At 72.6% G+C, this 13,375-nt stretch carries 8 protein-coding genes; 7 read left to right on the top strand and 1 reads right to left on the bottom strand.

Annotation, left to right across the window (positions count from 1 at the left end; all coding sequences use genetic code 11):
• The 5 genes from NCI01_RS02585 (at position 1) to NCI01_RS02605 (ending at position 9,694) form a co-directional block, all read left to right on the top strand.
• A complete protein-coding gene (locus NCI01_RS02585; protein WP_254179900.1) occupies positions 1 to 5,034 on the top strand; it encodes a prealbumin-like fold domain-containing protein in 5,034 nt (1,677 codons plus the stop codon).
• A 348-nt stretch (positions 5,035 to 5,382) separates the two neighbouring features.
• Entirely contained in the window at positions 5,383 to 6,558 is a 1,176-nt protein-coding gene (pdhA, locus tag NCI01_RS02590) for a pyruvate dehydrogenase (acetyl-transferring) E1 component subunit alpha (RefSeq protein ID WP_254179901.1), read from the top strand.
• Complete coding sequence (locus NCI01_RS02595; protein WP_254179902.1) at positions 6,558 to 7,541, top strand: alpha-ketoacid dehydrogenase subunit beta; 984 nt, start codon at positions 6,558 to 6,560, stop codon at positions 7,539 to 7,541. Before pdhA ends, NCI01_RS02595 begins: the two co-directional genes overlap by 1 nt.
• An 11-nt stretch (positions 7,542 to 7,552) precedes the next feature.
• Positions 7,553 to 9,094 carry a dihydrolipoamide acetyltransferase family protein gene (locus tag NCI01_RS02600; RefSeq protein ID WP_254179903.1) on the top strand — a complete coding sequence of 514 codons (1,542 nt, stop codon included), beginning with the start codon at positions 7,553 to 7,555 and terminating at the stop codon, positions 9,092 to 9,094.
• A gap of 159 nt (positions 9,095 to 9,253) precedes the next feature.
• Complete coding sequence (locus NCI01_RS02605) at positions 9,254 to 9,694, top strand: DeoR/GlpR family DNA-binding transcription regulator (RefSeq protein WP_254179904.1); 441 nt, start codon at positions 9,254 to 9,256, stop codon at positions 9,692 to 9,694.
• 10 nt (positions 9,695 to 9,704) lie between these two features.
• Here NCI01_RS02605 and NCI01_RS02610 read toward each other — a convergent pair whose 3' ends face one another.
• The gene (locus tag NCI01_RS02610; RefSeq protein ID WP_254179905.1) at positions 9,705 to 10,655 is read right to left on the bottom strand and encodes an NAD-dependent epimerase/dehydratase family protein; all 951 of its coding nucleotides are present in this window, start codon (positions 10,653 to 10,655) and stop codon (positions 9,705 to 9,707) included.
• A 136-nt stretch (positions 10,656 to 10,791) separates the two neighbouring features.
• On the opposite strand from NCI01_RS02610, the gene NCI01_RS02615 reads away from it, so the two are divergent.
• A complete protein-coding gene (locus NCI01_RS02615; protein WP_254179906.1) occupies positions 10,792 to 12,261 on the top strand; it encodes a hypothetical protein in 1,470 nt (489 codons plus the stop codon).
• The gene (locus tag NCI01_RS02620; protein WP_254179907.1) at positions 12,254 to 13,309 is read left to right on the top strand and encodes a coiled-coil domain-containing protein; all 1,056 of its coding nucleotides are present in this window, start codon (positions 12,254 to 12,256) and stop codon (positions 13,307 to 13,309) included. Before NCI01_RS02615 ends, NCI01_RS02620 begins: the two co-directional genes overlap by 8 nt.
• The last annotated feature ends 66 nt before the right edge of the window (positions 13,310 to 13,375 follow it).

A 13,375-nucleotide genomic window follows, 5' to 3' on the forward strand; every position in this document is an offset into this window, starting at 1 on the left:
ATGCTCCTCCCGACGGTCGCGGTGCAGGCCGCGACCACGACGCCCGCTGACGCCGCGATCGTGGGGGGCTTCGAGATCGACGGCGACACCCCGGTCAACGCCGGCGGGGTCGACTGGGGGACACCGGTCGGCGCCTTCGTCCCGGATCCGACCGGCAACGCCGACACCAGCAACTTCGGCCAGGGCGCCAAGGAGTTCGCCAACCCCAGCACCTGGCAGCAGCAGACGGGCGTGGCCCCCAACCAGGACGACATCTCCGGGGTCTACTTCCACACCGACGCGGTGGCCGACGACGTCTGGGGCTTCGTGGGCGTCCGTCGACTCACCACGACCGGCGTGACCAACTTCGACGTGGAGTTCAACGCCAAGCCCAACGTGGGGTCCACCTTCGCGCCGACGCGCACCCCCGGTGACGTGATGGTCCGCTTCGAGCAGGACGGCAACAGCATCTTCAAGCTCTCGGAGGGCTACTTCTGGCGCCTGGTCTCCGACTCCGCGTGGGACGCGGGCTGCGTCGCGGTCCCGGGCTACACGCCGGCCGCCGGCTGGTGCAAGGAGCTCTCGGTCGCCACCGTTCCCTTCGCCGGCGCCACTGGCGAGTCCGGTCGTTTCGCCGAGGGCGCCTTCAACTTCAGCTCCCTCCTCGACGTCGGCGGCATCGGCGCCGCCACCTGCGAGGGCGGCAACTTCGGCACGATGAACATCCGCACGTTCACCGGCAACGCCGACGAGTCCGCGCTCAAGGACTACGTCGACGCGGTGACGATCGACATCGACGACAGCTGCGGCGAGCTCGAGATCGCGAAGAAGGACCAGTTCGGGGCGTCCGTGCCCGGCGCGACGTTCGAGATCTCGCCCAACCCGATCCCCGGCCAGACCGCCAGCCCGCTCGTGGTCGAGGACGGTGGGACGCCCGGCGTCGACACCGTCGCCGACGGGGTCGTCACGATCGACCCCGCCACGCCGGGCACCTACACCGTGGTCGAGACGATCGCGCCCGCTGGCTACGAGCTCGTCCAGCCGGCGTCCGCCCGGACGTGGACCCTGGTCGTCACGGACGACGCCACCACTTGGCAGACCGGTCACCCCGGGACCGGGCCGGTGCAGACCGGACCGTTCGTGGTGCAGAACCGCAAGTACTTCAAGCCCCTCGCGCTGACCAACCGGGCATCGGGCTCATACGGCGTCGCCTACGACTGGAGGGTCCACAAGCGCGTCGTCGGCCCTGCGTCGAAGACGATCGAGGAGGGGCAGACCGCCACGTTCGACTACGAGGTGGAGCTCGAGGCGCTGCCCGAGGGACCGGCCTCGGACAAGCAGGTGAGCGGCACGGTGGCGGTCACCAACCCCAACTCCGCCGCACACCCCGCGATGCGCGCCACGATCGGCATCAGCGGTGACCTGCCGTGCCGCTTCCTGCCGAGCAACGACGCCGTCGACGTCGACCCTGGCGCCGCGGGGGTCCAGGTCGACGTCGGCGCCGGCACCACGTCGTACGACTACGCGTGCGAGCCGGGAGCCGGCCCGCTCGTCGGCGGCACGACGACTGCGACGGTCAGCTGGGACCAGGCGGTCTACCCGCAGGCCGGCGCCCACCCGGGCGAGGCCACGGCCCGGACGTCGTACGACATCACGGTGCAGCCGAAGATCGACGAGCGCGCCAGCGTGACCGACGCGTTCGACGGCGGCCCGGCGACGCCGATCGGCGCCGCGAGCTACCTGTGGTCCGACGTGTGGAGCGCGCCGAACCACCGCGTCGTCGTCGCCACCTACTCCGGCCCGGCCCTCAGCGGCACTGCCGGCGCGTGCCAGGACTACAAGAACGTCGCGCGCGTCGACGAGAGCGACACCGACGACTTCGACACCTCGGAGGCGAAGGTCAGCCTCTGCGTGGAGCTGGACGACCTCGTGGTCACCAAGACCGCGAAGCCGGCCTTCGCCCGTGACTACGACTGGACCGTCGAGAAGTCGGTGAAGGGCGACGCGTCCCAGACCGTCGACGAAGGGGCGAAGGCCACGTTCGCGTACGACGTCGTGGTGACCCCGACCATCAGCGGCGACGGCCAGTTCGTGGTGGCCGGTGTGATCACGGTCGTCAACCCCAACCAGAAGACCATCTCCGGGGTGACACTGACCGACTCGCTGCCGGGCGGGCAGTGCACGATCGACAAGCCCGCAGGGGCGGTGTCGGTCCCGAGCGGGACGACGACGTTCGACTACTCGTGCGTGCTGCCGGACGCCACCGCGACCACGACCGGCGCCAACACGGCGACCGCGACGTGGGACAAGACGGCGTACCTCGGCACCAGTGGCTCGGCCTCCGGCCAGGCCGGGTTCGACTTCGCCGACGCGAAGCCGGTGGTGACCGACGCGACCGCGACGGTGACCGACACCCAGGTCGACCTGGACGGCACGTCCCCGGACGGCGTCGTCGTGAAGGCGTCCGACGGCCCGCGCACCTTCACCTACACGAAAGACTTCGACGGCGTGCCCGGGAAGTGCACGACCCACGACAACACCGCGAAGGTGGTGGCGACGGACTCCGGCGACACCCACTCGGACGGCGAGACCGTCACGGTGTGCGTCGACCTGGACGACCTCGTGGTCACCAAGACCGCGAAGCCGGCGTTCGCGCGGGACTACGACTGGACGATCGAGAAGTCGGTCGACCAGGACTCGCAGACGGTCGACGAGGGTGTCAAGGCGTCGTTCGAGTACGACGTCGTGGTGACGCCGTCGATCAGCGGCGACGGGCAGTTCGTGGTGACCGGCAAGATCACGGTGACCAACCCCAACCAGAAGACGATCTCCGGGGTGCAGCTGACGGACTCGCTGCCCGGCGGGCAGTGCACGATCGACAAGCCCGAAGGGACGCTGTCCATCACGAGCGGGGAGTCGACGTATGACTACTCGTGCGTGCTGCCGGACGCGACCGCGACCACGAAGGGCACCAACACCGCGACCGCGACGTGGGACAAGGCGGCCTACCTGGGCACCAGCGGTGGTGCCTCCGGCAGCGCCGGGTTCGACTTCGCCGACGCCAAGCCGACCGTCACGGACGCGACCGCCACGGTGACCGACACCCAGGTCGACCTCGACGGCACGTCGCCCGACGGCGTCGTGGTCAAGGCGTCCGACGGGCCGCGGACCTTCACCTACACGAAGGACTTCGACGGGGTGCCCGGTGAGTGCACGCCCTACGACAACACCGCGAAGGTGGTGGCAACCGACTCGAAGGACGTCGACACCGACGACGCGCCGGTCGAGGTGTGCGTGGAGCTGGACGACCTCGTGGTCACCAAGACCGCGAAGCCGGCGTTCGCGCGGGACTACGACTGGACCATCGAGAAGTCGGTCAAGGGCGACTCCTCGCAGACGGTGCCGCAGGGCACCCCGGCGTCGTTCTCCTACGACGTCGTGGTGACCCCGTCCGCGGCACAGGACACCGAGTTCGTCGTCACGGGCGAGATCACGGTCGTCAACCCCAACCAGAAGACCATCTCCGGGGTGACGCTGACCGACTCGCTGCCCGGCGGGCAGTGCACGATCGACAAGCCCGCGGGGGCGGTGTCGGTCCCGAGCGGGACGACGACGTTCGACTACTCGTGCGTGCTGCCGGACGCCACCGCGACCACGACCGGCGCCAACACGGCGACCGCGACGTGGGACAAGACGGCGTACCTCGGCACCAGCGGATCGGCCTCGGTCTCCACCGGGTTCGACTTCGCCGACGCGAATCGGACAGTCACCGACGCGACGGCCACGGTCACCGACAGCCAGGTCCAGCTGGGCGAGGTGCCCGGTGGTGCCGTGGTCACGGCGACCGAGGGTCCGCGGACCTTCACCTACACGAAGGACTTCGACGGGGTGCCCGGTGAGTGCACGTCCTACGACAACACCGCGACGGTGGTGGCGACGGACTCGAAGGACGTCGACACCGACGACGCGCCGGTCGAGGTCTGCGTCGAGCGGCCGCTGCAGCTGGCGCCCAGCGGCACGGCCGACCTGACCCGCGACCACGCGTGGGCGGTCGCCAAGGTCGCCGACGCCACCCAGCGCACCGCCGACGCCAACGGCAACGCGACCTTCACCTACACGGTGACGGCCCGGGCCGGCGCCAGGACGGAGTCCGGCTGGCGGCTGCAGGGCGAGGTGGCGGTCACCAACCCCAACGGCTACACCGACATCATCGCGGACGTCACGGCGTCCACGGACCTCGGCGGCGGCGCGGTCTGCACCGTCACCGGAGGATCGGACGTCGTGGTGGCCGCGGACGGCTCGACGACCCTGCCGGTCGCCTGCACCTTCGGGTCGCGTCCGGCCGACTCGGGCCGGCTGAGCGTGACCGCGACCTGGGACCCGGCGGGCGAGGCCACCTCGACGTCGGTCAGCGCGAGCAGCGAGCCGATCACCTTCGCGGTCCGTTCGGAGACCAACAAGACGGTGCAGGTGGTCGACGACAAGACCGTCACCGGCCAGCGCGTCGTCCTCGACCCGGCGGTGACGTGGGAGGCCGGGCTGGTGAGGAGCTACACCTACTCGCTCACCCTGGCCGGTGGCGCCCCCGGTGCCTGCCGGAGCTGGACCAACACGGCGACGGTCGACCAGCCGGTCGGCACCGACCCGACGGCGAGCGCCGCCGTGCTGGTCTGCACCCCGGTCGTCCCGCCGCCGCCCGTCGTCCCGCCCGTCGTCCCGCCGGTGGTCCCGCCGGTCGTGCCGCCCGAGGTGCTGCCCGAGCAGGCCTTCGGCAAGGCGGTCGGGTCGGTCCGGGCGAGCTGCCAGGGCACCGTCCGGGCCAAGCTGGCCAACCGCTCCGGCGAGACGGTGGTCTACAAGCTGCGGGTCGGCAAGAGGGTCCACAAGATCGCCGTGAAGTCCCTCGCGAAGAAGAGGTTCGAGACGTCGGGACAGCCCAGGGCGAAGGTCACGCTGAAGGTCGGCTCCACCCGTCTCGACTCGCTCCGCATCCCGGCGTTGTGCGCGGCCCCCGAGGTCCTGCCCGACACCGGACTGCGCGCGACGAGCAGGTGAGGACAGCCTCCACCGCGGGGTAGCGCCAGCTGCCCCGGCCTCCAGCCCCCATGGAGGCGGGCCGGCGTCGACGGGTCTCCCACGGACCCGTCGCCGCCGGCCCATCTGCGTTGCCTGACATGTTCAGCGATTCCCGGCCGGCCGGTGATCGCTGAACATGTCGGCCCGTGCACGGCCTGACAACCTCAGGGAGAGGCTGCAACCCCCGCGAGATTGGTGCTGCGTGCGTGCGGCCGATACGTTGACCCCCATCCTGTGGTCGGGGTCACACACGCCGGCGACCACGCTTGCAAGCCGTCGGCGTCCGGCGATCCCGTGACTGCCGCTAGCTGTTGTTAGGAGAGTGCGTTGTCCGATCCTGTGAGTTTCGGCCCCGACCTTGCGGACGTCTTCGGACCGTCCCAGACCGACGGTGGACCCGACCTCGTCCAGCTGCTCACGCCCGAGGGTGAGCGCGTCCACCACCCCGAGTTCGACCACGACTTCTCGGCCGAGGAGCTGCGCGGGCTCTACCGCGACATGGTCCTCACCCGCCGCATCGACGTCGAGGCCACGGCGCTCCAGCGCCACGGCGAGCTCGGCATCTGGGCCCAGCTGCTCGGCCAGGAGGCCGCGCAGATCGGCGCCGGCCGCGCGCTGCGTCCCCAGGACTACGTCTTCCCGACCTACCGCGAGCACGGCGTCGCCTACTGCAAGGGCGTCGACCCGCTGCGGCTGCTCGGGCTGTTCCGCGGCGTCGACCAGGGCGGCTGGGACCCCAACGAGAACAACTTCGGCCTCTACACGATCGTCATCGGCGCGCAGACCCTCCACGCCACCGGCTACGCGATGGGCATGCAGCGTGACGGCGTCGTCGGCACCGGCGACCCCGACCGCGACTCGGCCGTGATCGCCCACTTCGGCGACGGCGCGTCCTCGCAGGGCGACGTCAACGAGGCGTTCATCTTCGCCGCCTCCTACAACGCCCCCGTCGTGTTCTTCTGCCAGAACAACCAGTGGGCCATCTCCGAGCCGATCGAGCGCCAGACCCGGATCCCTCTCTACCAGCGCGCGCTGGGCTTCGGCTTCCCGGGCATCCGCGTCGACGGCAACGACGTGCTGGCGACGTACGCCGTCACCAAGGCCGCGCTGCAGCGGGCGCGCGAGGGCAACGGCCCGTCGTTCGTCGAGGCCTACACCTACCGGATGGGCGCGCACACCACGACCGACGACCCGACCCGCTACCGCCTCAACGACGAGCTCGAGCACTGGAAGCTCAAGGACCCGATCGAGCGGCTCAAGGTCTACCTGCGCCGCAACGGCCTGGTCGACCAGGAGTTCTTCGACGACCTCGACGCCGAGGCCAAGGAGCTGGGCCACCACCTCCGCGAGGGCTGCAAGGCGCTGCCCGACCCCAAGCCGCTCGACCAGTTCGGCTACGTCTTCAGCGAGATAACCGACGAGATCGCCGCCCAGCGCGACGAGTTCGCGGCGTACCTCGCGTCCTTCGAGGGCTCTACTACTACCGCTGGGGGGCACTCCTGATGTCGAACCAGAAGATCACGCTCGCCAAGGGCCTCAACATGGGCCTGCGCAAGGCGATGGAGGACGACGACAAGGTCCTGCTCATGGGTGAGGACGTCGGCAAGCTCGGCGGCGTCTTCCGCATCACCGACGGCCTGCAGAAGGACTTCGGCGAGGACCGCGTCATCGACAGCCCGCTCGCGGAGTCCGGCATCGTCGGCACCGCGGTCGGCATGGCGCTGCGCGGCTACCGCCCCGTCGTGGAGATCCAGTTCGACGGGTTCGTCTACCCCGCCTACGACCAGATCGTGTGCCAGGTCGCGAAGTACACCTACCGCTCGCAGGGCAAGGTGAAGATGCCGATCGTCATCCGCATCCCCTTCGGCGGCGGCATCGGCGCGGTCGAGCACCACTCCGAGAGCCCGGAGGCGCAGTTCGCGCACACCCCCGGCCTGAAGGTGGTCGCCTGCTCCAACCCGGTCGACGGCTACTGGATGATCCAGCAGGCGATCGCCCACGACGACCCGGTCATCTTCCTCGAGCCCAAGCGGCAGTACCACGCCGACAAGGCCGAGCTCGACGAGTCCGCCACGCCCGAGCCGCTCTTCACCTCGCGGGTCGTCCGCGCGGGCTCCGACGCGACGGTCCTGGCCTACGGCCCCACCGTGAAGACGGCGCTCAAGTGCGCCGAGGCCGCCGAGTCCGAGGGCCGCAGCCTCGAGGTCATCGACCTGCGCACCCTCTCGCCGCTCGACATGGCCCCGGTCTACGAGTCCGTACGCCGCACCGGCCGCTGCGTCGTCACCCACGAGGCCCACGTCAACCTCGGCATGGGTGCCGAGCTCGCGGCCCGGGTCACCGAGGAGTGCTTCTACTCCCTCGAGGCGCCCGTGCTCCGGGTGGGTGCGTTCGACACCCCCTACCCGCCGTCGCGGATCGAGGAGGAGTACCTCCCCGACCTCGACCGCGTGCTCGACGCCGTCGACCGCTCCTTCGCGTACTGAGAGGCACGCCCATGTCTGAGTTCCTCCTCCCCGACGTCGGCGAGGGCCTGACCGAGGCCGAGATCGTCGCCTGGAAGGTCAAGGTCGGCGACACGATCGAGATCAACGACGTGATCGTCGAGATCGAGACCGCCAAGTCGCTGGTCGAGCTGCCGTCGCCGTTCGAGGGCACCGTCCTGGCCCTCCTCGTCCCCGAGGGCGAGACCGCGCCGGTCGGCACCCCGATCATCTCGATCGGCGCCGCCGGCGAGGCCCCGTCCGCGCCGGCCTCGGCCCCGACCGAGCAGACCGAGTCCGACCCCTACCTGGGCATGGCCGAGAAGGCCGGCGCCCAGCAGGTCGACCCGGCCGACATCGACCTGTCCAACCCGGCGGCGTCCGGCTCGATGGAGGGTGCGTCCCTCGTCGGCCGGATCAAGGCCGACCGCGGGCCGATGCGTCGGGCCCGTCGCGGCTCGGCCTCGCCGAGCACCCTCGCCGGTGCGCAGACGCAGATGCAGGTCCAGGGCGCGTTCGCGCCGGGCGGGGCGCAGTCCGACGAGGTCATGCCCGCCGACGAGTCCCCGGTGCCGGCCACCGACCAGCGCGCCCACGAGCCGGCACCGCCGGCCGAGGCGCTGGTCCCGGCGGCCGCGCAGGCCGAGCCCGGTGCCGTACGTGCTCTGGCGAAGCCGCCGGTGCGCAAGCTCGCCAAGGACCTCGGCGTCGACCTGACCACCCTGGCCGGTTCCGGCCCGTCCGGGTCGATCACGCGCGACGACGTCCACGGTGCGGCCAACGGCGCCACCGCGGCGCCCGCCCGTACGCCGTCGGTCGAGGCGGTCGCGCAGGGCCGCGGCAGTGCCGGGACCCGCGAGACCCGCGAGCCGATCAAGGGCGTGCGCAAGATGATGGCGACGGCGATGAGCCAGTCGGCCTTCACCAGCCCGCACGTCACCGAGTGGGTCACCGTCGACGTCACCGCCGCGATGCAGCTCGTCGCGCGGCTGAAGAAGCGCCCGGAGTTCCGCGACACCCGGGTCAGCCCGCTGCTCGTCCTCGCCCGCGCGGTCATCCTGGCGATGAAGCGCACCCCCGAGATCAACTCCTACTGGGACGAGGCCGCGCAGGAGGTCGTCTACAAGCACTACGTCAACCTCGGCATCGCGGCCGCCACGCCGCGCGGCCTGGTGGTGCCCAACGTCAAGGACGCCGACTCGCTCTCCATGACCGAGCTCGCGCAGGCGCTCGGCGAGCTCACCGCCACGGCGCGCGACGGCAAGACGCAGCCGGCGGAGATGGCGGGCGGCACGTTCACGATCACCAACGTGGGCGTCTTCGGCGTCGACGCCGGCACCCCGATCATCAACCCGGGCGAGTCCGCGATCCTCTGCTTCGGCGCGATCAACAAGCGGCCGTGGGTCGACGAGGAGACCGGCGAGATCGTGGTCCGCGACGTGACGACGCTGGCGCTGTCCTTCGACCACCGCCACATCGACGGCGAGAAGGGCTCGCGCTTCCTCGCCGACGTGGCCGGCATGCTCCAGGACCCGGGCACGGCCCTGCTCTTCTGACGAGCGGGCACTTCCTCGCGCTGACACACGCCGACCGGGCACTTCCTCGCGCTGCACCGCGAGGAAGTGCCCGGTCGGTCGTTTCCAGCGCGAGGAAGTGCCCGGTCAACGGGACGACCCGAGACATCTAGTTGCGCAGACCGCGCAATTACGGCCGACATGCTGGCCCGCGCGTTCCTCAAGGCTTTCGGCAAGGGCCGGGAGCCGTGGGCCATGGGCTCGACGGGTGCGCTCGTCTCGATCCCGGTCTTCTGCGACTCCGGCTACGTGATCATGAACCCCCCTCGCCCGAGCCACGGCCTGGTCGGCCCGCTCGCGGCGCTCGCCCTCGACCGGATGTCGTTCGACGTCGCCTTCCTCGGCGCGGACGCGGTCGACGTACGACGCGGGGTGGGGGAGCCCACCGTCGAGGAGACCTCGCTCAAGGAGCAGGTCGCCGGGATCGCCCGGCGCACCGTCGTGCTCGCCGACGCCACCAAGCTGGAGGCCGCCGCACCGGCCTGGACCCTGATGCCGGGGCCGTGGACCCTCGTGACAGACGAGACCACGCCCGACCTGGAGGCCGCCTGCCGAGAGGCCGGGGTGGCGCTGCTCTCCTGACGAGTGGGCGTCAGCGAGCGTGCCAGGCCGCCAGCACCTCGGCCTCCCGCTCGGCGGTGAGCGCCGTGACGGGGGAGTCGAGGCAGCCCGGGGCGGTCTCGGCGAGGGGGCGGAGCCGCAGCCCGGCGGCGACGGCCGGTCCGGGGTCGTGCGCCAGCATGCCGTCGTACGCCGGTCGCGGGAGCCACAGCGGCAGTGAACCCTCGCCGGCCCAGGGCTGGACGCCCTGCTCCTCGAGGAACTCGCTGTCGACCCAGGTGAGGCGGGGGTCCGGGGCGCCGACCCCGGCCGCGACCTGTGCTAGCAGGTCGCCGAGGGGCATCGGATCGCCGACGGCGTCGTAGGTGCCGGTCGTCCTCGACTCGGCCAGGACGAGCAGCCACGCCGCGAGGTCGCGTACGTCGATCACCTGCACCACGTCCGACGGCCGGCCGGGTGCCAGCACCTCGCCGCTCCGCGCGAGGCGCTGCGGCCAGTAGGAGAAGCGGCCGGTCGGGTCCCCCGGTCCGACGATGAGGCCGGGCCGGGCGACCGCCGACGACGTCGTGCCCGACTGCACGACCTGCTCGCACGCCACCTTCATCCCGCCGTAGGCCTCCGGGGCGACGGCGAGGTCGACGTCGTCGGTGATAGGCTCGAGCAGCGGCTCCATCGCGGGGGACGAGTTGTCGGCGTAGACGCTGACCGTGGAGACGAAGACCCAGTGGGCGTACGACGTCGCCGCCACCGCCGCGCGTGCCTGCAAGGGGAGCCGCGTCACGTCGACCACGGCGTCCCAGCCGCCGTCGGCGACCGCCGCCGGCGGCGGGTCGGCGCGGTCCCACGGCAGGTGCGCGGCCCCCTCGGGCACGGGGCCGGACGCACCGCGGCAGGCGCAGGTGACGTCCCAGCCGCGGGCCACCGCCTGCGTCGCGACCGCGCGGGACAGGAACCGGGTGCCGCCGAGCACGAGGAGCCTCATGGGTGCACTCCACCGGTCCCGGACGGCGGCGGCAAGGGGGTTCGCTCTGGGCGCAACCGGGGGCAGCCCCTTTGTCAGCGGGGGCGGCCGGCTGAGACGCTGGACCCTCCGTACGGGTGAGAAGGGGAGTGCGCGGATGGCTCAGGACGCCGCGACGGCTGCTGCCGGCGAGCCTCCCACCACGGCGGCCCTCCTGGCGCGGGCGCAGCAGGTGGCCGACCAGCTGGTCAGGGAGGCGCGTGAGGAGGCCGAGCGCCTGACGGCCGACCTGGCGACGCTCCGGGAACAGGCCCGCCTGCTCAAGGTCGAGGCGGAGCGCGACCGCGCCGAGGCGGGCCGGGCCCGCAGGCAGGCCGAGGTGGTGCTTGCCGGCGCCTCCGAGGAGGCCGCCACGATCGTCGTCGACGCCAACGAGCAGGCCTCCCTCCTGATGAGGTCCGCGGAGGCCGCCCGCGACCAGCAGGTCGACGCGGCCAGGATCGAGAGCGACAAGCTGCGCGCGCAGGCCCAGGACGACGCGGTGGCGCTGCGCGCCGAGTCGCAGGAGCTGCGCGACACCGCCGCCACCGAGAAGGCCGAGCTGCTCGACGGCGCGCGGGCCGAGGCCGACGCCACGATCTCCGGCGCCCAGGAGACCGCCGCCCGGCTGGTCGAGGAGGCCCGCACCGCCGCGCAGAAGCACCTCGACTCCGCGACCGCCGAGGCCGAGTCCCTGCGGGCGAGCGCGTCCACCGAGTCCGCCCGGATGCGCGACGAGGCCGCGCTCCACGTCGAGGACCTGCGTCGTACGACCGGCGCTGAGGTCGACCAGATGCGCCGGGCCGCGGAGGAGATGCTCGCCGCCGCGCGCGCCGAGAGCGAGGAGCAGCTGCGCCACGCCGCCGAGCAGACCGCGTGGGCCACCCGGACCGTGGAGTCGGTGCTCGCCGGCGCGGCCACGGAGGCCGAGTCGATCCGCAAGGCCGCCCACGCCGAGGCCGGCGACCACGCGCGGCTCGCCCGCCAGCGCGCCCACGGCATCATCGCGGCGGTCGACGGCCGGGTCGCGCTCGAGCTCGCCGAGGCCAGGCAGCGGGCCGAGGAGATCACCCAGGACGCCTCCCACCTCGCGGCCGAGCGCAAGACCGAGGCGAGGGCCGCCCTCGAGCAGGCCGAGGCCGAGGCCGCCCGGGTCGTCGCCGACGCGACCGACGAGTCCGAGCGGGCGGTCGAGCGTCTCGAGCGCCGCCGGGCGGAGGCCGAGAGCGGTGCCGCCAGCCTGCGCGCGCTGGTCGCCGAGGAGGTGACCCGCAGCCGGGCCGAGGCGGCCGAGGACCGCCGCCGGGCGCGCGAGGAGTCCGTCGCGCTCGTCGCCGAGGGCCGTGCCGAGGCTGACCAGCTCCGCGACAGCGCCCGACGCGCCCTCGAGCGGGCGCGGGCCGAGGTGGCCCAGCTCAAGGAGCAGCGCGACACCATCACGGCCGAGCTCGGCCAGCTGTCCGGCGTCATCGCGGCGCTCTCCGTGCCCGAGCGCGAGCACCCCGCCACCGACCCTCCCAGCACCGCCGACCCGACCCCCAGCGACCCGCCCTCCCCGCCACCCCACCAGGAGACGTCCGATGCCTGAAGAGATGTTCACGACCGTGCGCCGCGGCTACGACCCGGCCGAGGTGGAGCGTGCCGTCGGGCAGGCGCAGGCGGAGGCCGACGACCTGCGCCGTCGGCTCGAGGCGGCCGAGCAGGCCGCCGAGCAGGCCCGCAGCGAGCTGGCGGCGTCCCGCGAGGCGCTCGTCGCCCGCGAGGCGCAGCAGCCCGAGGCGCCGACGTACGAGCACCTCGGTGAGCGCGTCGGGCAGATCCTCTTGCTCGCCGAGGCCGAGGCCGCCGAGATCCGCGACCGGGTGATCGGCGAGGTCGAGACCATGCGCAAGGAGGCCGAGCAGGAGGTCGGTGCCCTGCGCGCCGAGGCCGACCGCTACGCCGAGGAGACGCGCCGCGACGCCGACGCCGAGGGCGCCCGGGTCCTCGCCGACGCGCGCAAGGCCGCCGACGGGGAGCGCGACGCCGCCGAGCGCGACGCCTCGGCCCGCCGTGCCGAGGCAGAGGCCCTATACGAGGACCAGCGCGCCAAGGCCGCCCAGGCGGCCGCCGACTTCGAGACCACGCTGGCCGAGCGCCGCCAGAAGGCCACGGCCGAGTTCCAGGCCCAGCAGGCGGCCATCCAGGCCGAGCTCGACGCGATGGGCGCGCGCAACAAGGACACCGAGGCCACCCTCGAGCGCAACCGTCGCGAGGCCGAGGAGCGGATCGCCCGGATGCTCGCCGACGCCGAGGAGCGCTCGACCACGATGGTCGCCGAGGCGCGGGCCTCCGCCGACCGCGTCCGCGCGGAGTCCGAACGCGAGCTCGCCGCCGCGGGTCAGCGTCGCGACAGCATCAACGCCCAGCTCTCCAACGTGCGCCAGATGCTCGCCACCCTCAGCGGCACCGTGCCCGGCGTCGTCGGCCTCTCCGAGGAGCCCGCGCCGATCGCGGGGGCACCCCAGGGTGACCCCCTCGCCGAGGCCGCCCGCGACCTCCACGACGGAGCCGGCGAGCCCGACGAGCCCGCGGGGGACGACGAGCCCGCGGAGGACGACGTACCCGAACCCGGGGCCGCGTCCGACGAGCGGTGAGCCACGCGGGTTCCGGCCCTCGTGAACCCGCCTCACGCACCGCTTGTACGACGACACGCTGACAGG

Origin of the sequence: Nocardioides pinisoli (genome assembly GCF_024199985.1) — a bacterium.
Classification (GTDB): Bacteria; Actinomycetota; Actinomycetes; order Propionibacteriales; family Nocardioidaceae; genus Nocardioides; species Nocardioides pinisoli.